This is a genomic window from Paracoccus shanxieyensis, assembly GCF_009711265.1.
Classification (GTDB): Bacteria; Pseudomonadota; Alphaproteobacteria; order Rhodobacterales; family Rhodobacteraceae; genus Paracoccus; species Paracoccus shanxieyensis.
Window position 1 is genome coordinate 216,344 of the sequence record NZ_WMII01000002.1, and the last position, 21,680, is coordinate 238,023.

A 21,680-nucleotide genomic window follows, 5' to 3' on the forward strand; every position below is an offset into this window, starting at 1 on the left:
GAAGCAGGGAACCGACAGAATCCAAATCAGAAGAAACAAAGTTCGTAGAGTTCGGCATTGGTAAAACCTACCTAATCGTTACAAGGGGCAGTATAGCTTCGACTTTTAATAAAACTAGATGCAATTGCGGGCCTAACCAAAAGGATAGGTTTGTTTAATTTCATATGGTTAGCTATAGTTCGCGGGGGTGCTGCGGCCGCGTTTGCGTCGTGACGCCGCGGTGACTCTTGGGTAACCGTTCTGCGGCTGCGAAGAAGTTTGCGGCGAAGCAGCATCCGGTCGCGTCGTGGTTGATCTGATCGCGAATCAAGCGGTTTCTAAAGTTGTATGTGCACAAACTGTGCGGTCTGTTTGGAGTGGTTGAAATGAGTTCAATTTTACAATTCATGATTGAGGGCGTCTCGGCCCTGTATATCGGGCACAGCCTTGTCAGCCCGACCCTGCCCGAGATGATGCGCGACGTGCTGGATGCTCCGGTCGAGTTTCAGATCCTGAATGGCGCACCGCTTGAGCTGCAGTGGAAGGAAAGCGCCAATGCGCAGGGGGTGAACGGCCGCGAATGGCTGCCGGGCAACCCCGTCGACATTCTGGTCCTGACCGAGCGTGTGCCGCTGGCCACCACCATCGAATATCACGCCAGCAGCCAATATGCCGCCGACTGGATCAAGGCTGCCGCCGCCGCGAACCCCAAGGTGCAGACCTATCTTTATGAGACATGGGACGATATCGACGACAAGGCGACGGGCTCGACCAAGGCGTGGCGTGACCGGATCGTCAGTGACCTGCCGCTGTGGCAGGGCATCGTGGACGATGCGAATGCGCAACTGCCCGAGGGCACGCAGCCGATGAAGCTGATCCCCGCCGGGCTGGGCATGGTCCGGCTGCACGATGCGGTGGCCGAGGGCAAGGTTCCCGGCGCCGCGACCATCCGCGATTTCTTCCGCGATGACATTCATCCGACGGATGCCGGTTTCTATTATGTGGCGATGATCCACTATGCCACGTTGACCGGAAAAAGCCCGGTCGGCCTGCCCGCGCAGCTTGATGGTGCCTATGGCCCCTATCCGGCGGTGCCGAAGGATCAGGCGACGGCCCTGCAGCAATTGGCGCAGGATACCGTGCAAGAGTTCAACGCGAAATGAGTGTGGGCGGGCCCTAGCGCCCGCGCGCCCATTCCTGATCGTTGCGGCCCAGACGCACGGCCACCGCCACCGCGGCATAGGTGGCAAAGCCGATCGGATCGGCCAGCGCAAGCCGTGCCAACTGGCCGCGGCTTGGGCGCACATGGCCCTGATGCTGCATCAGGTCGGGATATAGCCGCGCCAGTTCGGTGACGCCGGTATCCTGACGGCGGCGGACCCGCACCAGCGTCTGGAACCCCTCGACGATGGGCCAGACAAAGGGTTCGTCGATCAGCACCCGCTCGGCCTCGGTGAATTGCAGCCGCGCGAAGGTATCGTCCGAGATGATCTGCGGAAACTCCCCCCAACGGGCGCGGCCTGCGGGGTTGACGCCGTATTGCCCCGCGCCGGTCACGGTATCGGCGACAAAGGGCAGTTTCTGCCAGAAGCGGGCATAGGTGCGCGAGACCCAGCTTTTCGCCGGAGCCACGACCAGCCTGCCGCCCGCATAGCGCGGCTCGGGCACGTCCAGCACCTCGACCATGCGCGACAAGAGGCGCGGCGACATGCGCAGATCGGCGTCCAGATAGACGCGGATGCCGGGACCGGCGCAGGCATCGCCATGGTTCAGCGCGCCGATCTTGCCGCCCTGCGCCAGTTCCTCGACCTGAAGCACCCAGCCGCGCGCGGCGAAATCGCCCGCACGGGCGCGGGCGCGGGCGGCGGTGTCGTCATGGCAGCCATTGGCGATGACGATGACCTGAACCGGGCCGGCGTAATCCTGCGACAGGACGTTATCCAGACAGCCGTCGATGTAATCGGCCTCGTCATGGGCGGGGATCAGGATGCTGCAAGGCGTCATTTGTATTCGATCAGTCCCGAACGGCGGCCCATCAGACGGCGCAGGTGGAATTCCAGCACGCCCCGCGCTTCGGGGAACTTGCCGAACATGGTATAGAAGGCACGCGGCCAGCGGTCCTTGCGGTCGGGATCGCGCAGGGCCATGCGGGCGATCTGCACCGGATAGGCCCACAGCAGCCACCACGCCCAAGGCGTCACGGTTGCCGCCAGCACGATCAGCACGGGCAGCGCGATGGCCCAGATGACCGAGCGTTTCGTCTCGCGCTGCCAGAAGCGTTCGGGCCCGTCGCGATAGCGCCACGAGACCTCGGCAAAGGCATGGCCCGCCCGTCGCGAGCGGCGCGCCCATTGGCCATAGCGCGTCATGGCGGCATCGTGGATCGTCATCGGCGCGTCCAGCCTGCGGATCGACCATCCGGCGCGGGACATGCGCAGGCACATTTCGGGTTCCTCGCCCGCGATCAGGGTGGGGTCGAAGCCGCCGATCTGCTGCAGGGCGGCGCGGCGCACCAGCATGTCGCCGCCGACCGCCTGCGCGGGACCGATGGGCGTGTCCCATTCCGCATCGCAAAGCCGGTTATAGATCGACGCCTCGGGGTGACGCTCGCGTCTTCGTCCGGCGGTGATCGCCAGTCTGGGATCTGCGGCCATCGCGGCAAGCGCGGTGGCGATCCAGCCCGATTCCACCTCGCAATCGCCATCGACGAATTGCACGAATTCGCCGTCGCTTACCTTGGCAAAGCCTGCGTTGCGGGCGCGGGCGGCGGTGAAGGGCTTGGACATGTCCAGTTGCACGACTTCGGCCCCCATCTCGGCGGCGCGCTCGGCGCTACCGTCGGTTGATCCCGAATCGACAAAGATCACCCGCCCCACCTGCGGCAGAAGCGATTGCAGGCAGCGGATCAGACGCTCGCCCTCATTGCGGCCAATAGCGATGGCAGTCACCTGCTGTGGCGAAAACGCCGCGGTGATTTGCTTTGCATTATCGTGATCTGGCGTGTTTTCAGTTGTCGCACTCATGCGTCGGACGTTACCATGCGCATATCGGCAAAGTCATCGGCCCGCGGCTGGTTCTTCGCTGTCCAAGTTCCACCAGAGGCAGAGGGGCCACAGGTTTGCAGGCCGACACAGGAAAGACACCGGACATGACGCCGGCGGGCAAGGTTGCGCCCGACGGTTCGACGCGCAAGCAGGTCTCCAGCCGCTTCATCCGGCGCGAGGCTGCGCGGACTGCCTCGGATGCCGGCCATGCCGAAATCATCGCACAGCGCTTTTCGATCCTGCGCACCCGGATCTTGCGGGAAATGCGCAGTCGCGGCTGGCACAAGCTGGCCATCGTGCCGCTGACGAACGACGCGGGCGGAACCTATGTGGCGGTGCATCTGGCGCTTGCGCTGGCACGCCAGCAGCACACCAAGGTCGTGCTGATGGACATGGATCTGGGCCGCCCCAACGTCGCCCGCGAACTGGGCGTGCCGGGCTGCGAACCCGTGGCCGAGGCGCTGCGTCTGGGCCAGCCGCTGGCCGATCTGCTGAGCACGGTCGAAGAAGCACCGAATCTGTCCGTTCTGGCCCCGGAACAGCCGGAACATGACGCCGCCGAATTCTTGCAGGACGAGGTTTATGCCGCCGAGCTGGCCAAGCTGGGCGATCTTGAAAGCAACACGATTATCATCATGGATAACGCATCGCTGCTCAGCGAGGATGCGGCGCTGGCGGCGATCCCGCTGGCCGACGCCATCCTGCTGGTCGCGGACGGGCGCAACGGCACGGCGGCACATATGACGCAGGCCGAACGCTTGCTGAACGGAATGCCGCCGGTCATGGGCGTCGTCCTGAACAAATCCGAAGATTGATGCGCACACAGGATTAATGAGTTTTGGGACCGATACAATCCTTGCAAGACCTGATCTCGATGATCCGGCGGCGGCTGCCGCTGATCATGACGATCATGGTCTTCGGTATTCTGACTTCCTTGTATCTGATCATTTCGTCGCCTCGGATCTATGAATCCTCGGCGGTCATTCAGGTCGATACGCCTGCAGCCATCAGTCAGGGCAGCGATTCATCGCTTCCGGCCTCGCGCAGGGTGCAGCTGATCGAACAGCGGCTGACCGCGCGGTCGAACATTCTGGACGTGATCGAGCGGCTGAAGCTGTTTGCCGACAGCCCCGGCATGAGCGAAACCGACAAGATCGGCGCGCTGCGCAGTTCGATCCGGATCGAAAGCATTCAGGCCCCCGGCGTGTCCGCGGATTCCAGCATGTCGCTGGCGGCCATCGTCATCAGCGCGCGCGCCGAAACCGCCGAAACCGCCGCAGCCATCGCCAATGATTTTGCCAACAGCGTGGTGAACCGCGACCGCGAAAACCGCGCCGCCCGCATCGTCGAGACGCGCGACTATCTGACGAGCGAAGAGAACCGGCTGGGCGAATCGCTGGCCGAACAGGACCGCACGATGGCGGATTTCACCGCCCGTTACGAAGACGCGCTGCCCGCCGCGCAGGAATATCTGCAAACGGAACTGGCGCAGCTGAATGCCTCGGTCAACGCGCTGGAACGCGACATCATGGGCCTGCAGCGCGACCGCTTGGCGCTGGAGGAAACGCCGGTCGGCGCCGATGCCCGCCCCTCGGCCACGCTGGTCCAGCAGATCCGCACCGCCGAGATCGAGCTGGCGCAGGCCCGCCGCACCCTTGCCGCAGGCCACCCCGAGATCAAACGTCTGGAAGACAACCTTGCCCGGCTGAATTCCGGTGATGAAAGCACCTCGGATCTGGGCTTGCGCCAGGCGGCGCTGATCGACCGCCAGCAGGACCAGCTTGCTGCGCAGCGCACCGCCCTGCAAAGCCGGATTCAGGAAATCGAACGCGCCCGCAGCCGTGCGCCGCAGGTCGCGCGCGATCTGGAGAACATGACCCGCCAGCAGCGCCGCCTGCAGGACCGCTATAACGAAATCTCGCGCCAGCTTGCCAGTGTCGAAACCCAGCAGATGCTGATGGACAACGATCAGGCGGAACGCTTCGTCATGCTGGAACGCGCCTTGCCGCCGGAATATCCGGCGCTGTCGAACCGCAAGAAAAGCGCGGTGCTGGGGGCGGGCGGCAGCTTTGCGCTGGCCTTCGGCATCGCATTGTTGCTGGAGCTGATGCGCCCCGTGCTGCGCCGGACCGAACAATTCGCGCGCGCCACGGGCACCCGGCCCGTCATCGCGCTGCCCTATCTGCCGACCGCGCGCGAGATGCGCAACCGCAGGCTTAAATACATCTATGTCGCGGTGCTGCTGGCGGTAGGGATCTTTGTCGCGCTGTGGCTGATGGGCAGCATCCCCGGCCTGCAATCGCCCGCCGTGGTTCCCGATCCCAGTCAGGGGATCGGCTGATGAGCGGCGAGGGGGCCGAGGCACCGCGCAAAAGCTTCGCCTCGCGCGCTTTGGGCAGCGGCGCTTGGTCGATGGCGAATTTCGGGGGCGGGCAGATCATGCGCCTGGCCTCGAACCTTGTGCTGACGCGCTTGCTGAGCCCGGATGATTTCGGGCTGATGGCGCTGGTCTCCAGCTTCCTGATCGGGCTGAACATGTTCAGCGACATGGGGCTGGGCCCCTCGATCATGCAAAGCAAGCGCGGCGACGATCCGGCGTTTCTGAACACCGCATGGACGATCAAGGTCGTGCGCGGCTTCATCATTTTTGCGACGGCCTGCGTCTTGGCATGGCCGCTGGCGGTGTTCTATGACGCCCCCGCCTTTGCATGGGTGTTTCCGGCTGCGGCGACCTCGATGCTGATCGGCGGGTTCTTCCCGACCCGCATCGACACGGCGGCGCGCCACCTGCAGGTCGGCCGCCTGACCATGATCGAACTGGCCAACCAGTTGATCGGCATCCTGATCACCATTGCGGCGGCGCTGATCCTGCAAAGTGTCTGGGCGCTGGTCTGGGGGCAGGTGCTGGGCGCGTTCGTCCAGCTTGCGCTGTTTCACTATATGCTGCCCGGCCATATCGACCGGTTCGGCATGGAAAAGGCAGCGCGCGACGAAATCGTCAAGTTCGGCAAGTGGATCTTTTTCAGCACGATCTGCGGCTTCCTGCTGTTTCAGGGCGACCGGATCATTCTTGGCCGCGTCCTGACGCTGGACCATCTGGGGATCTACAATATCGGGTTGTTCCTTGCGACGGTGCCGGGCCTTCTGGGCACGGCCATTGCCGGGCGGCTGTTCATCCCGATGTATCGAGAGCACCCTCCGGGCGAAAGCGATCACAACCGGCGGACGATGCAGCGGACACGGGCCGGGTTCACGGCGCTGCTGATGTTCGCCGCGATCACGCTGGCGCTGGTCGGGCCGTGGCTGGTCGATCAGCTTTACGATGACCGATACCATCGCGCGGGGGGCATCCTTGTGGCCATCGCCTGCATCCAGATGCTGCTGGTCGTGCCGCTGAGCTATGAGACGGCGGCCCTTGCCGCAGGCGATTCGCGTGGCTTTTTCGTGATGCAGTCCAGCCGGGCGCTGATCTATTTCAGCCTCGTGATGATCGGGGCATGGTTGGGCGGTCTGACGGGGCTGCTGCTGGCGCAGGCGCTGGCGCATATCTTCTGCTATCCGGTATCGGCATGGACGGCGCGCCGGCACAAGGCCTGGGATCCACGCCACGACATCGTTGCCGCCATCGTCGCGGTGCTTGGAGCCGCACTGGCGCTGACGATGCATGGCGAGGTCGTCGCCGCGGCGCTGCTGCACTAAGGTGCAGCGCCGCGCGGGGTCAGGGCAGGTCCGGGCCGCCGAAGCATTCGCCGCGATCCGCCTGCCGCTGGCGTTCGCGGAAGCGGTCGCGGTCGGCGTCGCTGTAATCCGCATGGCAGCGATGGCAACTGACGCCCTCTTCATATTCCGGGCGTGCGCGATCTTCCGGAGCCAGTGGGCGGCGGCAGGCGTGGCACAGCCCGTGGCGCCCCTGCGTCAGCCCGTGACCCAGACTGACACGCTTGTCGAAGACGAAGCATTCCCCCTGCCACAGGCTGTCCGCCTCGGGCACGTCCTCAAGGTATTTCAGGATGCCGCCCTTCAGATGAAACACATCCGAAACGCCCTGCGATATCAGGTAATTGGTCGATTTCTCGCAGCGGATGCCGCCGGTGCAGAACATGGCGATGCGCTTGCCTTCAAAGCGATGCGCGTTCTGCGCCCACCATGCGGGAAAGTCGCGAAAGGTCCGGGTCTGCGGATCGACGGCCCCGGCGAAGCTGCCGATTTCGACCTCGTAATCATTGCGGGTGTCGATGACGGCGACATCGGGCGCGCTGATCAGCGCATTCCAGTCCCGCGCCGCGACATATTGCCCGACCGAGGCACTGGGATCCACATCGGGCTGGCCCATGGTGACGATCTCGCGTTTCAGCCGCACCTTCATGCGGCCAAAGGGCATCGTCTCGGCGCCGCTTTCCTTCCAGTCCAGATCTGCGCAACCGGGCAGGGCACGCAGATGCGCCAGAACCGCGTCGATGGCGTCGCGCGGTCCGGCAATGGTGCCGTTGATGCCCTCGGGGGCCAGCAACAGCGTGCCGCGCACACCCAGGGAACAGCACAGCTTCGCCAGCGGCCCTTGCACGGCGGCAGGGTCGGGCAGGCGGGTGAAATGATAAAGCGCGGCGACGATCAGCATGTTGCGCGAAATAGGCTCATGCGGCGGCGTGTTCAAGCGCGGCATTGACGCCCTATCCCCTGCCGCCTACCACTTGCCTTGTAAGGGAGACGCAGATGGCCAGAACTTTGATCGTTGTCGACATTCAGGTGGATTTCTGCCCCGGCGGACGGCTTGCCGTCGAGGGCGGCGACCAGATCATTGCGCCGATCAACCAGATGATGCAGGACTTCGACAATGTCGTGCTGACGCAGGACTGGCATCCCGCCGACCATTCCAGCTTTGCCGAGAACCATCCCGGCGCCGCGCCGTTTTCGATGACGCAGATGAGCTATGGCCCGCAGGTGCTGTGGCCCACGCATTGCGTCATCGGATCGCCCGGCGCGCAGTTCCATCCCGATCTGGATACCAGCCATGCGGCGACCATCATTCGCAAGGGCTTTCGTCCGCAGATCGACAGCTATTCGACCTTTTTCGAAAATGACTACAAGACGCCCACCGGCCTGGCCGGGTATCTGCGCGAGCGTTACCTGGAGGATCTGTATTTCGTCGGTCTGGCCTATGATTTCTGCGTGACATGGTCGGCCGTCGATGCGGCGCGGCTGGGCTTCAGCGTCTCGGTGATCGAAAGCGCGACGCGCGCCATTGATCTGAACGGCTCGCGCGATGCCGCGCGCAGCAGCATGATCGAGGCGGGGGTTCAGCTGATATGACCGGGGCGACCATCGACATCGCGACGCGGGTCTATAACCACAAATGGAAGATCGACCCGATCGTGCGGTCGCTGATCGATACGGATTTCTACAAGCTGCTGATGTGCCAGTCGGTGTTTCGCAACCGGCCCGACACCAATGTGACCTTCAGCCTGATCAACCGCTCATCCAAGATCCGGTTGGCCGAGCTGATCGACGAAAGCGAATTGCGCGAACAGCTGGATCATGTGCGCGGCCTGTCGCTGACGCGGGGCGAAAGCACATGGCTGCGCGGCAATACCTTCTATGGCAAGCGCCAGATGTTCCGCCCGGACTTCATGGAGTTTCTGGAAAACCTGCGCCTGCCTGCCTATCATCTGGAAAAGCGCGATGGTCAGTATGAGCTGACCTTCGAGGGCAAATGGCCCGAGGTGATGCTGTGGGAAATCCCCGCCCTTGCCGTCATCATGGAACTGCGCTCTCGCGCTGTGCTGAAGGATATGGGGCGGTTTGAACTGCAGGTGCTGTATGCCCGCGGCATGACCCGCCTGTGGGAAAAGGTCGAAGCCCTGCGCGAGCTAGGCCCGAACCTGCGGATCGCCGATTTCGGCACGCGGCGGCGGCACAGCTTTCTGTGGCAGGACTGGTGCGTGCAGGCCATGATCGAAGGGCTGGGCGACAAGGTGTTTGCCGGCACCTCGAACTGCCTGATCGCCATGCGCCGCGATATCGAGGCGATCGGCACCAATGCCCATGAATTGCCGATGGTCTATGCCGCGCTTGCCGAAACCGATGCCGAATTGCGCGAAGCACCCTATCGCGTGCTGGCCGACTGGCATGAGGAACATGACGGCAATCTGCGCATGATCCTGCCCGACACCTATGGCACGAAGCAGTTTCTGGCCAAGGCGCCGGATTGGCTGGCGGGCTGGACCGGCATCCGCATCGACAGCGGCGACCCCGCCGAAGGGGCCGAGGCCGCGATCGAATGGTGGCAAAGCCGGGGCGAGGATCCGCGCGAAAAGCTGATCATCTTTTCCGACGGTCTGGATGTCGCCAAGATCAAGGAGCTGTTCTTGCGCTTCACTGGCCGGGTCAAGGTCAGTTTCGGCTGGGGCACGCTGCTGACCAACGATTTCCGCGGCCTTGTGCCCAGCGACGGGCTGGCGCCGTTTTCGCTGGTCTGCAAGGCGGTCGCGGCCGAGGGACGCCCGACAGTGAAGCTGTCGGACAATCCCGAAAAGGCCACCGGCCCGCGCGACATGATCGAACGCTATCGCCGCGTCTTCGGCGTGGGCCAGCAGCAGCGCATGGAAGTGGTCGTCTAGACCGACTGCAATGCCTGCCCGTTGGCCTTGTGGCGCTGCGCAAGCTGATGCGCGCGGCGTGTCTGGCCGATCTGGCGCACCGGCTGTGCGGGCAGGTCGTCGCGCAGCAGGTCGGGAAACAGCGCCAGAAGCTCGGCCCGCGCCTCGGGTCCGGCGGCTTTCAGCGCCTCGGGGCCGGTAAACAGCGATTCCGTCTGTGCGCCTTCGGACATCACGATCTCATGCCGGTCGAACAGGATATGCAGATAGACCAGATCCTGATCGCTGTCGTCGATGTCGATGCCGTTCAGCCCGACCAGACATTTCGCCGCCACCAGCACCTCGGGCTTGCCAAACATCCGCTCGGCGATTTTCGAGGTGACCAGCACGCGATGCTGCGGCGAGACATACAGATCGCGCGTGGGCAGGCCGACCCCCAAAGCCCCGGCGCGGATGCGGATCGGGCGCAGCTGCGGGAATGCCGCAAGCACAGCGCCGCCCAGCGGCTTCGCCCCGATCCAGCGCACCGGCTGCGGGCCGTTGTCGCGGGTCATGACCAGATCGCCGGGCCGCAGATCCTCGACCTGACGCTGGCCGTCGGCGGTGCGGATCAGCGTGCCGTTGCGGAAGCACAGGAACACCGGCGCATCCGCCAGACCATAGCGGTTAACCGACAGCGCGTTGAAATTGTTCTGCTTGACCCCGGTGATGTGGATCGAGGCAATCGGCTTGTGGGTGACGGCGGCGATTTCGGCCTGCGTCGCGTCGGCGGGCGGCGGCACCATGAACAGGTTGCCGTCGCCGTCCTGAAGAATGCGCAGCGGCACATGCGAACTGGAGCTGCCATCCATATAGGTGACATCGCCCCAGTACAGCGTGCCGCCGTCGATGGCGTGGCTGGTGCCGTCAAACACCATGTATTCCTTGCCGACGCTGTGATTGCCAAAGGCGATCGACCCGTCCGAATTGCCGTCATTCAGCGTCAGCTTGCTGATGTTGTTGGCCAGCGGCGCATTCGCGCTGCCATAGGTGCTGCCGACCAGATCGGCGGCGTGTTCCGAGCCGATCGTGTTTTCATCCGTATCCAGTTCGGCGTGACGACCCAGCGAGATTGCCCGGATGCCGATTTCCTTTGCCATGACCCTTCTCCTGCCGCGCGGAGGCGATCCGGCGGGCATCCTTTGTCAGGCGCGGCCAAAGCCTGCCCGCAATGCGGCAAGCCATGGGACGGGCCCGATGATTGCTGTGGAATGCCCGGCGTCAAAAGAACCGGGCCGATGGGGGAAATATACCCCGCATCGGCCCATCCGCCTAATCGCATCTCGTGAAAAAACGCGTCAAATCCGCGCTTTAACCTGTGTTAAAGCTGGTCGCGCCAGCGGTTGACCAAAGGATAGCGCCGATCCAGCCAGAAGGCCTTCGTGGAAATACGCGGTCCGGGCGCGGCCTGATAGCGTTTCCATTCGCTGCCATACAGCAGCGTCTCGACCCGTTTGACGGTCTCGGCGTCAAAGCCCTGCGCGACCAGATCCTTCAGCGCCAGATCTTTTTCGACCAGGCCTTCAAGAATGGCGTCCAGCACCTCATAGGGGGGCAGGCTGTCTTCGTCCTTCTGGTCCGGACGCAACTCGGCCGAGGGCGGTTTCGAGATGATGCGCGGCGGGATCACCTCGCCGGGACGGCCCTGCATCCAGTCGCGGTGATGGGCGTTGCGCCAGCGGCAGGTCTGGAACACGCGGGTCTTGTACAGATCCTTGATCGGATTATAGCCGCCCGCCATGTCGCCATAGATCGTGGCATAGCCGACCGCGACCTCGGACTTGTTGCCGGTGGTCAGCAGCAACTCTCCGAACTTGTTGGAAATCGCCATCAGCATGACGCCGCGCAGGCGGGACTGGATGTTTTCTTCGGTCGTGTCGGGTTTGGTGCCGGCCATTAGATGCGCCAGCGCATCGCCCACCGCATCCCGCGCGCCCTCGATCTGCACGGTATCCAGCCGGGCGCCCAGCCGGGTGGCGCAATCGGCGGCGTCATCCAGACTGGTCTGCGAGGTGTATTCGCTAGGCAGCATGACGCAGCGCACGTTTTCCGGTCCGATGGCGTCGCTGGCGATGGTGGCGACCAGCGCGCTGTCGATGCCGCCCGACATGCCCAGCACCACCTTCTTAAAGCCGGATTTGCGCATATAGTCGCGCAGCCCCTCGGTCATCGCGCGGTAATCCTGTTCCCATTCGTCGGGCTGCGGGTCCATGCGGCCCGGCACTGCGCGCCAGCCATCCGCGGTGCGGATGAAATCCAGATGCTCGATGATCTCGTCGAACGGCGCCAGTTGCAGCACCTTGTCCGCGCCGCCCGTCGCGCCGGGGTTCAGAACGAAGGTCGCGCCGTCATATAGCTGGTCGTCCTGCCCGCCGACCGAGTTCAGATAGACCGCAGGCAACCCGGTCTCGACCACCCGTGCGACCAGATGGCCCATCCGCAGGTCCAGCTTGTTGCGGTGATAGGGGCTGCCATTCGGGATCAGCAGGATTTCCGCCCCGGTCTCGGCCAGCGTTTCGGACACTTCCGGCCACCATGCGTCTTCGCAGATCGGGCTGCCGATGCGGATGCCGTTGATCGAATAGGGGCCGCTGAGCGGGCCTTGATCGAACAGGCGCAATTCGTCGAAAAGCTGCTTGTGCGGCAGATCGTGTTTCAGCACGCGCGTGACGACCTTGCCGCCCTGCAGGATCCACCACGCATTGTAAAGCTTGCCTTGGGTGGCATAGGGCCCGCCGATGCCGATGGCGGGGCCGTCGGCGCATTCGGCGGCCAGCGTCTCGATCTGGGCCATGGCGTCTTCGGTGAAGGCGGCTTTCAGCACCAGATCCTGCGTCTGATAGCCGGTGATGAACATTTCGGGCAGCGCCAGCATATCGGCGCCAGCCTGCCGCGCCTGTTCCCAGGCCGCGCGGGCTTTCGCCGCATTGCCGGGCAGATCGCCGACCGTGGGGTTCAACTGTCCAAGGGTGATGCGGAATGTGTCAGCCACGTCATGCTCCTTCACGGTGTCGCCCCGTTGATAGGCGAGGCGGGCGGAAAGGGAAAGTCGGGCTTTGCGTGGCGCAGAGGCATCAGGTAAACCTCGGGCAAAACAGGCAGGTGACGAAGGGGCAGGGCGATGAAGGCAGCAGTGATGGCTTGCGCGATGGTTCTGGCCGGGGCCGGCATGGCCGGGGCCCAGGGCGTCGTCACCAAGCAATATGACGATGGCGGCGTCTATGAAGGCACGTTCCGCAACGGCAAGCAGCATGGGCGCGGCACCTATCGGCTGCCTTCGGGCTATGAATATACCGGCGATTGGGTCGAGGGGCAGATTCTGGGTCAGGGCATCGCCACCTTTCCCAACGGCTCGGTCTATGAAGGCGCGTTCACCGCAGGCAAGCCGCATGGCAAAGGCAAGATCACCTATGCCGATGGCGGCACCTATGAGGGCGACTGGAAAGACGGCCAGATCACCGGGCAGGGCGTGGCGCATTACGCCAATGGCTCGGCCTATACCGGCGGTTTTCTGAATGCGCTGCATGATGGGCAGGGCGTGCTGACGCAGGAAAATGGCTATCGCTACGAAGGCGCGTGGGTGCAGGGCGTCAAGGAAGGCCGGGGCAAGATCACCTATCCCGACGGCTCGGTCTATGATGGCGAGATGCAGGCCAATCAGCGCGCAGGCACCGGCAAGCTGACCATGGCGGACGGGCTGACCTATGAGGGCGGCTGGGCGGCCGGGCAGATGGCGGGGCAGGGCAAGCTGGTCCAGCCCTCGGGCGACAGCTATGAGGGGCGCTTTGCCAATGGCCGCCGCGAAGGCCGTGGGTTGGCGATCTATGCCAATGGCGACCGCTATGACGGCGATTTCCGCGCCGACCGCCGCGCCGGGCAAGGCACGTTCACCGGCACGGATGGCTATGTCTATGCGGGCGATTGGGTCGATGGCCGCATGGAGGGGCTGGGCCGCATCACCTATCCCGATGGCTCGGTCTATGAAGGCGCGCTGAAAAACGACATGCCCGAGGGCAAGGGCCTGATCACCTATCCCGATGGCTCGCGCTATGACGGTGATTGGCTGGCGGGCGTGATCGAAGGGCAGGGCGTGGCGAAATACGCCAATGGCATGACCTATGAGGGGGCCTTTCGCCGTGGCCGCAACGAAGGGCAGGGCCGCATGACCTATCCCGATGGCTATGTCTATAACGGCGCATGGCGCGACGGGCAGCGCCACGGGCAGGGGCAGGCGACCTATGCCGATGGCACGACCTATGACGGATCCTTCGTGGACGGCCTGCGCCATGGCCGGGGCCGCCTGATCGCGCCGGATGGTTTTCGCTATGAAGGCGGCTGGTCGGGCGGAGAGATCGACGGCGAGGGCGTCGCGACCTATGCCAATGGCGATGTCTATACCGGGCATTTCGTCGCCGGAAAGCGGCAGGGTGCGGGCGTCATGCGCTATGCGACCGGGCAGGCGGCCGAGGGCGAGTGGAACGACAACAGCCTGGCCTCGGACGCGACAAGCGCTGCCCCGCCCGAAGGCGCGATGCCCGCAGAGCCCGAGGATACGCCGCAGGCTCCGGCACCCTGACGATGGCGGGGGGCGTTGCCATTGGCGCAACATGGTCAGGACAGAGCCTTGGTCAGACGGGAAAGACCATGATGGTGTTCAGATACGCGCTGCTTTTCGTGCTGCCGGTCCTGCTTGCCGTGCTGCTGGAATACCTGACATTCCCGATGCAAGAGCATGTCCGGGCGCAAGCAAGCGACTGGATCAACCGTGCCGCGTCCCCCAATCCGGATGTTGCCGCCACCGCACGCGCCGAACTGCCCGGGCATGACATGCTTGGCGCAATATCCCGACTGGACTGGCTGTTTCTTGGCAGTGTCTTCTTAGGCGTCATTGCGGTGTCGTTCCTGATCCCGACGCGGCTTATCGCCAGCAAGGGCATCAACCTTTTGACCGCGATCGTCCTTGGGTTCGCCGCGGCCCGGTTCTTCGTCGGTTTTTACCGTTTGGCGTGGGCCGAGTTCGGCGGGGCGGTTCTTCTTGGCGCAATAGCAGCCGTGGGGTTGATGCTGCTCAGGCTCCGCAGATCAGGGTAACTGGCCTTGCCGCGAGGGAATTGCTCACACCTACATTGTGGGGGCGGTTGAGGGTCCTGCACGGCGACGAAACAGCCCGGTCCTTTAAGCCAACAACCCGGAATGCGGGGATTGTCTTGCGGGTCGTTCCGGCTTTCGGTCAGATTTCTGACCCAAACCAGCCTTTCAGCCGAGGGTGCGCCACCGGCAGCTCTAGCTGCCGTAGAAGCGGCGCCGGGCTTCCTGCTCGATATCCAGCCGCAACTGCAGGTCAATCAGCTTCTTCATCGCAGATTTCCGCGAGGCATCGTCGGGCGCGGCCTGCACAAGTCTTGTCTGCTCTTCCACCGCCTTGCGTAGCTGGATCTCTCGCGGCAGGGCGCCTGCCTCTGCCATGATCCGAAAACCGATCGCATCGGCGCTGCCGTCAGAATCCACGTCCAAGGGCTTGCCCGCACCTTTCAGATTGTCGAACTGCCCCTCGGCCTGAGCCTTCAATATCTGCCGCTCGGCCATGTCCGAGAATTTCATTGCGCACGCTCCTTGTCCGGTGAGATGAGAAAACCGCGTTCCAATTCGTCGAAGACCGGCCAGAACATCGCCAGCCCCGTGGGGCCACGCGATGCAAAGGCTGTCAGCGCCCCGGTCATTGCCAGCGCCGCCGCCAGCGGCTGCAGATCGGCGCGGAATACGCCCTGCGAACGGCCGATGGCCAGGATCTCGGCATAGCGCTGACACCAGCCCTGCGCGAAACCGTCGAGATGTGTTGCGATCTCGGGCTGGGAACCGGCCAGTTGCATCAGCTGAGCAAAGCAGGCGGCAAGCTCGGGGCGGTCCCGCAGGCTAAGAAAATAGGCCTCTGCCTCGGCCCGCAACTGCGCCCGCGCGGGCCGGGCCGGGTCTGCGGCGGGGGGCAGCAGCGCCAGAAAGGCGTCGCGCGTGGTGTCCGCCACCAGCACCACCAGCGCCGCCTTGTTCTGGACGTGGTAATGCAGGGTCGAGATATTGATCCCGACACGCGCGGCCACGTCACGCGTGCGCAACGCGGCATAACCGTTTTCAACGATCAGGGCGCGCGCGGCGTCCGCGATCATCGTGCGGCGGTCGTTCGTGCCAAGATAGGTTTTTTCTGGCTGATCCATGAATCAATCATATGATTGATTCGTCGAATTTGCAAGCGACAGCCTGGTTCTAGCCCAGCGGAACCCTGCCAACCAAGCCGACCCTCGGCCCCAGATCGGGGCAGTCTCGCCGCCCCCGGAACGCTTAAATCACCGCGCTGGCCGCGCTTTCGGGCCAATGGGCGAAGGGCAGGACGCGGCCGTCTTCACGGCTTTGGCGGATCTTGTCCAGATCGACCTTGGCCTTGACCCAGCCGCATTGGTCCATCTCGCCCTCGGCCAGAATGCCGCTGTCGGGCCAATGGCCGTCTGAGGGCGCATAGATCGCCGCGCGGCCGCGGTTTTCGTCGACGGCGGGGCTCCAGTCGCACAGGCCGACCGTGGGCGACTGCACGACGATGCACTGGCTTTCCAGCGCGCGCGCCATCGAGCCGATGCGCACGCGGTTGAAGCCCGCCACGGTGTCGGTGCAGGACGGCACAAGAATGATCTCGACCCCGGCCTCGGCCAGTTGGCGGCCCAGCAGGGGGAATTCGCTGTCATAGCATACCAGGATCCCCAGCCGACCGACGGGCGTGTCAAAGACGCGCAGGCCGGGCGCGCCGCGCACGTCCCATTCCTCACGCTCGAACCGGGTCATGATCTGCTTGTCCTGATGACCGATGCGGCCGTCGGGTCCGAACAGCACGGCGCGGTTCACCGGACGCTCGGAATCGCCGAAATGCGGCCCCGAGGCGGCAAGGATATGCACGCCATGCGCCGCCGCCAGATCGGCATGCAGAGTGTCGCGGGCGATTTCATGGCGCGCGACCTCGTGCAGAGAGGCTTCAAGGCTGCCGGCGATGTCGCGGCCGCCAAGCGAGGCAAGCTCCATCGCGCCATATTCGGGAAAGACCAGCAGGTCGCAATCCGCGGCCTTTTCGACCCAGCGGGTCAGCTTGGCGCGGTAGGCTTCAAAATCCTCGAACCAATTGAACTTGTAAGCGGCGGTGGCGATCTTGATTTCGCGTGTCACAGCGTTTTCATCCAGAATTGCAACGGTTTCTTCGTCGATTCCGGCGCGCCCACATCCTTCCAGTCGAAGGCCGCGATCACACCGGAAAGCGGCTCATAGCCTCTTTTGCGCCAGAAGTCATCCAATGGGCGGTAATCCGCCGGACGCATCGGATGATCCTTGGGACGCTGCACGCTGCAAAAGGCGCTGAACCGGCGGCCAAGGGCGCGGGCCTGCGCCTCGCGACCGTCAAAGAAGGCGTGCCCCAGACCCCGCCTGCGATATTCGGGCAGCAGGACCGATTCCGCGCAATAAAAGATTTCATCCAGCCTTTCCGGGCGGTTGGCGAAGGCTGCGGCAAAATCCGCGGCGTGATGCTCCATCGGGGCGCCGGTCGCGGCGCCGATCATGCGGTTGCCGTCAAAAGCCGCGACGACGACCGCGCCGGGCGACTGATAGGCGGTCAGGTAGTCGCGCTCATATCCCAGATCGCCATCGTAGAGATACGGCCAGTCGCGAAACACCGCGATGCGCAGCCGGGCCAGATCGTCCAGCACGGCCCCGACTGATTCGCCCGTCAGAACCCGCGTCCGGATCACGCCGAGACCTGACGCGTCCAATCCGCCAGATTGTAATAGGTCGTCACGCGGGCGATCTTGCCGTCGCGCAGGGTGAAGAACGTGCCTGCGGGCAGCACATAGGTCTGGCCCCGCGCTTCGGGCAGGCCCTCATCCGTGTTCAGATAAGTGCCGTTCACCACGAATTCCGCCGCCGCCCGGTCGCCCGCATCATTGGCGAAAACCACGATATCGCTCAGGAATTCCTTGTAATTCCGGGTCATCCCGGCATTGAATTCGCGAAACATCTCTTTGCCGCGACGGATCTGGCCTTCGTTGACATGGTGTTCAAAGTCGTCATGCAGATAGGTCAGCATCTCATCGGTGCGGCCCGCATTGAAAGCGGCGTAATAGGCTGAGATCAGGTCTTTGGTGTCCATCGCGATCCTCATGTGCTGTCGGGACGGGTTTAGCCTGCATGGCGGCGCGCGTCACCTGCACCCTTGGTTGCAGCCGCGATGCGGCATTCCCAAAGCGCGTGCGGTGCTGTAGCCAAGAAACACAGATTATCAAAGGAATCGAACCGGATGCTTCCTGCGACCCCCCCTCGTCAGATCGACTGCTTCAAGGCCTATGACGTGCGCGGCCGCCTTGGGATCGAACTGGATGTCGATGTCGCATGGCGCATCGGCCATGCCTTTGCGCAGACACGCGCGGCCCGGATGGTCGTTGTCGGACGCGACAGCCGCGAAAGCTCTCCGGCGCTGGCCGCGGCGCTGATCCGGGGCCTGACCGAAGGCGGCGCGGATGTGCGCGATCTGGGGCTGGCCGGCACCGAAGAGATGTATTTCGCCACTGCCCATTTCGGCGCGGATGGCGGGATCGAGGTGACGGCCTCGCACAATCCCATCGACTATAACGGCATGAAGCTTGTCGGCGCAGGGGCAGCACCTCTGGACCCTGACACGGAATTCGCCGAACTGGCCGCGCTGGCCCGCGTGGGTGGCTTCCAGCCGGTCGAGCGCATCGGCGGCGTCACGCCCTTTCCCGAAGCGCGCGGCGTCTATGCCAGCGCGCTGGCCGATTTTGTCGATGTTGGTGCATTGAAGCCGCTGACGGTGCTGGTCAATGCGGGCAATGGCACGGCGGGCCCGACCTTCGACGCCATCGCGGCCGAGCTGGAACGCCGTGGCGCGCCCCTGCGCTTCATCCGCATCAACCACGACCCGGATGCCAGCTTCCCGAACGGCATCCCGAACCCGCTGCTGCCGGAAAACCAGCCGATGACCTCGGAGGCGGTGCGTCAGCACGGCGCGGATCTGGGCGTCGCCTGGGATGGCGATTTCGACCGCTGCTTCTTTTTCGACGAAACCGGGCGCTTCATTCCGGGCGAATACATCGTCGGATTGCTGGCGACGGCCTTTCTGGAAAAATCGCCGGGCGAAAAGATCGTCCATGATCCGCGCGTGGTGATGAATACCCGCGCCATGATCGCCGAGGCGGGCGGGCAGGCCGTGCAGGCGCGCACCGGGCATGCCTTCCTGAAACGCGCCATGCGCGAAACGGGCGCGATCTATGGCGGTGAGATGTCGGCGCATCACTATTTCCGCGATTTCCATTATGCCGACAGCGGTATGATCCCGTGGCTGCTGGTGGTCGAGCTGATCTCGCGCAGCGGTCAGACGCTGGGCCAACTGCTGTCGGAACGCATCGCCGCCTATCCCTCCTCGGGCGAGATCAACTTCCGGCTGGAGGATCCCGATGCCTCGATCGCGCGGGTGCTGAACCTGTTCGGCCCGCAGGCGGTGTCACGCGACGACACCGACGGCATCAGCCTTGAATTCGACAATTGGCGCTTCAATCTGCGCCGGTCGAACACCGAACCCGTGGTGCGGCTGAATGTCGAATCGGTGGGGAATGCGGCGATGGTGCAGGCGCGCGCGGAACAGATCGGCAATCTGCTGACCGCGCCCTAATCGCCCACCACGTCCGGCGGCACGCGCAGGATCGCCTCGTGCAGGGCGATGGCTTCGTCCAGATTGTCAAAGACCGTCAGCTTGCCGCGATCCAGCACCGCGCCCATGTCGCACATCTGCCGGATCATCGGCATCGAGTGGCTGACGACGACCGCGCCCGAATTGCTCATGCGTTCGGAAAAGACGCGCTGGGATTTCTGCCGGAAATCGGCATCGCCGACGCTGGTCACCTCATCGACCAGATAGGTGTCGAAATGGATGCCCATGCTGGTGCCCATGGCCAGGCGCGACTTCATGCCCGACGAATAGCTGGATACCGGCTGATGATAATGCGCGCCAAGTTCGGCGAATTCGGCAACGTAATCAATCAACTCGTCGGTATCGACGCCATAGATGCGGGCGACGAAACGGACGTTCTGCGCCCCGGTCAGTTCGCCGTGAAAGCTGCCGGCAAAGCCCACGGGCCAAGAGATCGTGCCATCCGACACCACCCGCCCCGATGACGGCGAGACGGTGCCCGCGATCATCTTCAACAGCGTGGACTTGCCCGCGCCGTTGCGGCCCAGCAGCGCCACCGACGATCCGGTGGGAAAGACCGCGTTCACCCGGTCGGCCACCAGCATCGGCCGCCCCTTCAGGCGATAGATCTTGGTCAGGTTATCAAGCCGGATCATGGCTCAGGCGCGGTCACGGATGCTGTAATAGACCAGCACAAGGATCGACCAGCCGGTCAGCAGCAGGCCCGCCACCACGAACAGAAGCCAGGGCCGGTTCGGGGCCTGAGAGCTTTGCGCCACCTTGGGTTCGATATGCGCCGCCAGATAGCGCGACTTGCGCCGCGCCTCGGCCATCGCCGCCTCATAGGCGATCCGGGCCGAGCGATAGGCGCCTTCGGCGAATTCGCGGTCGACCATCAGCTTTTCATATTCGGCCATCAGCGCGGAATAGCTTTGGCCGGTCGGGCCTTCACCATCGGCGCTGAATTTCTGCCGCTCGCTGTCGATCAGGCGGCGCAGGGCGTCGATTTTCTGCTGCGACTGCGTGACGCGATGGTCGGTGGGCCGGGCGTTGTCCATCAGCAGGTCATGGGCCACCAGCGCCTCGGCCAGTTGGGCCTGAAGCCCGCTCATCACGCCCATCTGGCTGGTCAGATCGGCCTGCGGATCGACGATCTGCGTGCGCATCCGGAATTCGGTCATCTGCTGGCGCACCTGCGTCAGGTCGCTGCGGGTCTGTTCCAGCTCATCCCGCGCCAGACGTGTCGAATCGTCCCGCGCGATCGAGGACAGCTCATTGATCTTGTCCGAGCTTTGCTTGAACACCGCCGCCGCGATCTCTTGCGCGTCGGTTGCGGTAAAGGCGTTGACTTTCAGCGTGATAAGCCCGCTGGAGGTGTCATACAACACCTTGACCTGACGGTCCCAGTAATCGGTCATATCCTCGATATGGCTGTCGGGATCGAAGGCGAAGACGAAATCATGCGGCCAGTCGCGCGAAAAGCGCTGCCGCAGATCCAGCTGGGCGTCGATCTTTTCGACCATGTCCTGACTGCGGATATATTCATAAAGCACATCGGTATCCGAGGCGCCCGAACTGCCGCCCGCCAAGGGCGCAAGGCCGCCCAGCAGGTCGATGGCGGGGCTCATATCCTCGCGATGCACCGAAAAGCCGACGGTCGAGATGTATTGGTCGGCCGCGCGGTTCCACAGATACCATGCCCACAGGATGCTGGGCAGCACGACCAGCAGCAGGAAACTGGCCAGCAGCAGCCAATGGCGGCCGCGCGGATTGGCCACGGCGACGGTCGGGCGCACGGCCGCGCCGGGGCCGGGCGGCTGGGGCGGTGCAGGCAGGGGCGCATTCGGGCGCGTGGCAGGCGGCTGCGCGGGCTGGGCTGCCGGACGCGGCATGGGCTTGACCGGGATCGGCTGCGACTGCACGGGCTGCGTGACCTGCGATGCGGGCTGCGCCTGAAACGGCCGGACCACGGGTCGCGGCGTGCTTTGCATCGGCTGAATGCGCGGCTGCGACGGGAAGGGCCGGGTGTTCGCAGCCTTCGCCGCGCCGTCGCCCGATGACGGGGTTTCGGCAGGCGCCGGTTGCGCTGCGCCGGTCGGGCCGGATCGCCCGGTCGCCTGACCCGTCGGATCGATGGATTTGCTCAAAGCCGTGGCGCTTTCGCTGGTTTACCTTTTCGGCGCATTTGTTACATATTGCCGCTCGTCAAGACCAGCCTTTGCTTTCACATGTCCGAGATAACGCCCCAATCCCCGTTGCCGCAGCGGCCCCATACCAAGGGGCCAC

At 64.0% G+C, this 21,680-nt stretch carries 21 protein-coding genes; 9 read left to right on the top strand and 12 right to left on the bottom strand.

The window, feature by feature from the left end:
* Positions 1–365 precede the first annotated feature (365 nt).
* Complete coding sequence (locus tag GL284_RS03025; RefSeq protein WP_155043168.1) at positions 366–1,142, top strand: hypothetical protein; 777 nt, start codon at positions 366–368, stop codon at positions 1,140–1,142.
* A 13-nt stretch (positions 1,143–1,155) separates the two neighbouring features.
* Here the strand turns inward: GL284_RS03025 and GL284_RS03030 are convergent, their stop codons facing one another.
* Entirely contained in the window at positions 1,156–1,983 is an 828-nt protein-coding gene (locus GL284_RS03030) for a glycosyltransferase (RefSeq protein ID WP_155043169.1), read from the bottom strand.
* Complete coding sequence (locus GL284_RS03035) at positions 1,980–2,927, bottom strand: glycosyltransferase family 2 protein (protein ID WP_341870312.1); 948 nt, start codon at positions 2,925–2,927, stop codon at positions 1,980–1,982. Before GL284_RS03035 ends, GL284_RS03030 begins: the two co-directional genes overlap by 4 nt.
* A 200-nt stretch (positions 2,928–3,127) precedes the next feature.
* Between GL284_RS03035 and GL284_RS03040 the strand changes: the two genes are divergently transcribed.
* From GL284_RS03040 to GL284_RS03050, 3 genes are read left to right on the top strand one after another with little or no spacing between them, the layout of a single operon-like run.
* A complete protein-coding gene (locus GL284_RS03040; RefSeq protein WP_155043171.1) occupies positions 3,128–3,838 on the top strand; it encodes a P-loop NTPase family protein in 711 nt (236 codons plus the stop codon).
* Positions 3,839–3,879: 41 nt separating this feature from the next.
* Entirely contained in the window at positions 3,880–5,364 is a 1,485-nt protein-coding gene (locus GL284_RS03045) for a GumC family protein (RefSeq protein ID WP_155043172.1), read from the top strand.
* The gene (locus GL284_RS03050; protein ID WP_155043173.1) at positions 5,364–6,722 is read left to right on the top strand and encodes an oligosaccharide flippase family protein; all 1,359 of its coding nucleotides are present in this window, start codon (positions 5,364–5,366) and stop codon (positions 6,720–6,722) included. The genes GL284_RS03045 and GL284_RS03050 overlap by 1 nt, the downstream gene beginning before the upstream one ends.
* A 19-nt stretch (positions 6,723–6,741) precedes the next feature.
* Here GL284_RS03050 and trhO read toward each other — a convergent pair whose 3' ends face one another.
* Entirely contained in the window at positions 6,742–7,641 is a 900-nt protein-coding gene (trhO, locus tag GL284_RS03055; protein WP_155043279.1) for an oxygen-dependent tRNA uridine(34) hydroxylase TrhO, read from the bottom strand.
* 95 nt (positions 7,642–7,736) lie between these two features.
* On the opposite strand from trhO, the gene pncA reads away from it, so the two are divergent.
* Together pncA and pncB are read left to right on the top strand one after the other, a co-directional pair.
* A complete protein-coding gene (pncA, locus tag GL284_RS03060; protein WP_155043174.1) occupies positions 7,737–8,333 on the top strand; it encodes a bifunctional nicotinamidase/pyrazinamidase in 597 nt (198 codons plus the stop codon).
* Positions 8,330–9,640, top strand: a complete 1,311-nt coding sequence (pncB, locus tag GL284_RS03065) for a nicotinate phosphoribosyltransferase (RefSeq protein ID WP_155043175.1) — start codon at positions 8,330–8,332, stop codon at positions 9,638–9,640. Before pncA ends, pncB begins: the two co-directional genes overlap by 4 nt.
* Here the strand turns inward: pncB and GL284_RS03070 are convergent.
* Complete coding sequence (locus tag GL284_RS03070) at positions 9,637–10,758, bottom strand: Hint domain-containing protein (RefSeq protein WP_230382953.1); 1,122 nt, start codon at positions 10,756–10,758, stop codon at positions 9,637–9,639. The two genes, pncB and GL284_RS03070, sit on opposite strands and share 4 nt — an antisense overlap.
* A 221-nt stretch (positions 10,759–10,979) precedes the next feature.
* Positions 10,980–12,650, bottom strand: coding sequence for an NAD+ synthase (locus GL284_RS03075; RefSeq protein WP_341870313.1), 1,671 nt, complete (start codon positions 12,648–12,650; stop codon positions 10,980–10,982).
* A gap of 129 nt (positions 12,651–12,779) precedes the next feature.
* Here GL284_RS03075 and GL284_RS03080 point away from each other — a divergent pair, with 129 nt between their 5' ends.
* A complete protein-coding gene (locus tag GL284_RS03080; protein WP_155043176.1) occupies positions 12,780–14,234 on the top strand; it encodes a 2-isopropylmalate synthase in 1,455 nt (484 codons plus the stop codon).
* A gap of 68 nt (positions 14,235–14,302) precedes the next feature.
* Complete coding sequence (locus tag GL284_RS03085) at positions 14,303–14,749, top strand: hypothetical protein (RefSeq protein WP_155043177.1); 447 nt, start codon at positions 14,303–14,305, stop codon at positions 14,747–14,749.
* Between the two features lie 192 nt (positions 14,750–14,941).
* On the opposite strand, the gene GL284_RS03090 is transcribed toward GL284_RS03085, so the two are convergent.
* From GL284_RS03090 to GL284_RS03110, 5 genes are all read right to left on the bottom strand, one after another.
* Positions 14,942–15,244, bottom strand: a complete 303-nt coding sequence (locus GL284_RS03090) for a DnaJ family domain-containing protein (protein WP_230382954.1) — start codon at positions 15,242–15,244, stop codon at positions 14,942–14,944.
* Positions 15,245–15,255: 11 nt separating this feature from the next.
* On the bottom strand, positions 15,256–15,870 hold the full coding sequence (locus tag GL284_RS03095) for a TetR/AcrR family transcriptional regulator (RefSeq protein ID WP_155043179.1): 615 nt from the start codon (positions 15,868–15,870) through the stop codon (positions 15,256–15,258).
* Positions 15,871–15,994: 124 nt separating this feature from the next.
* Positions 15,995–16,852, bottom strand: coding sequence for a carbon-nitrogen hydrolase family protein (locus tag GL284_RS03100; protein ID WP_341870320.1), 858 nt, complete (start codon positions 16,850–16,852; stop codon positions 15,995–15,997).
* A gap of 8 nt (positions 16,853–16,860) precedes the next feature.
* On the bottom strand, positions 16,861–17,442 hold the full coding sequence (locus tag GL284_RS03105; protein WP_341870314.1) for a GNAT family N-acetyltransferase: 582 nt from the start codon (positions 17,440–17,442) through the stop codon (positions 16,861–16,863).
* Complete coding sequence (locus GL284_RS03110) at positions 17,439–17,840, bottom strand: ketosteroid isomerase-related protein (protein WP_155043182.1); 402 nt, start codon at positions 17,838–17,840, stop codon at positions 17,439–17,441. Before GL284_RS03110 ends, GL284_RS03105 begins: the two co-directional genes overlap by 4 nt.
* 147 nt (positions 17,841–17,987) lie before the next feature.
* Here GL284_RS03110 and GL284_RS03115 point away from each other — a divergent pair, with 147 nt between their 5' ends.
* Positions 17,988–19,376 (top strand): phosphohexomutase domain-containing protein, encoded by a 1,389-nt coding sequence (locus tag GL284_RS03115; protein ID WP_155043183.1) that lies wholly within the window; start codon positions 17,988–17,990, stop codon positions 19,374–19,376.
* Here the strand turns inward: GL284_RS03115 and GL284_RS03120 are convergent.
* Complete coding sequence (locus tag GL284_RS03120; RefSeq protein WP_155043184.1) at positions 19,373–20,050, bottom strand: ABC transporter ATP-binding protein; 678 nt, start codon at positions 20,048–20,050, stop codon at positions 19,373–19,375. The two genes, GL284_RS03115 and GL284_RS03120, sit on opposite strands and share 4 nt — an antisense overlap.
* 3 nt (positions 20,051–20,053) lie before the next feature.
* On the bottom strand, positions 20,054–21,541 hold the full coding sequence (locus GL284_RS03125; RefSeq protein ID WP_230382955.1) for a KpsE/RkpR family capsule polysaccharide export protein: 1,488 nt from the start codon (positions 21,539–21,541) through the stop codon (positions 20,054–20,056).
* Positions 21,542–21,680 lie beyond the last annotated feature (139 nt).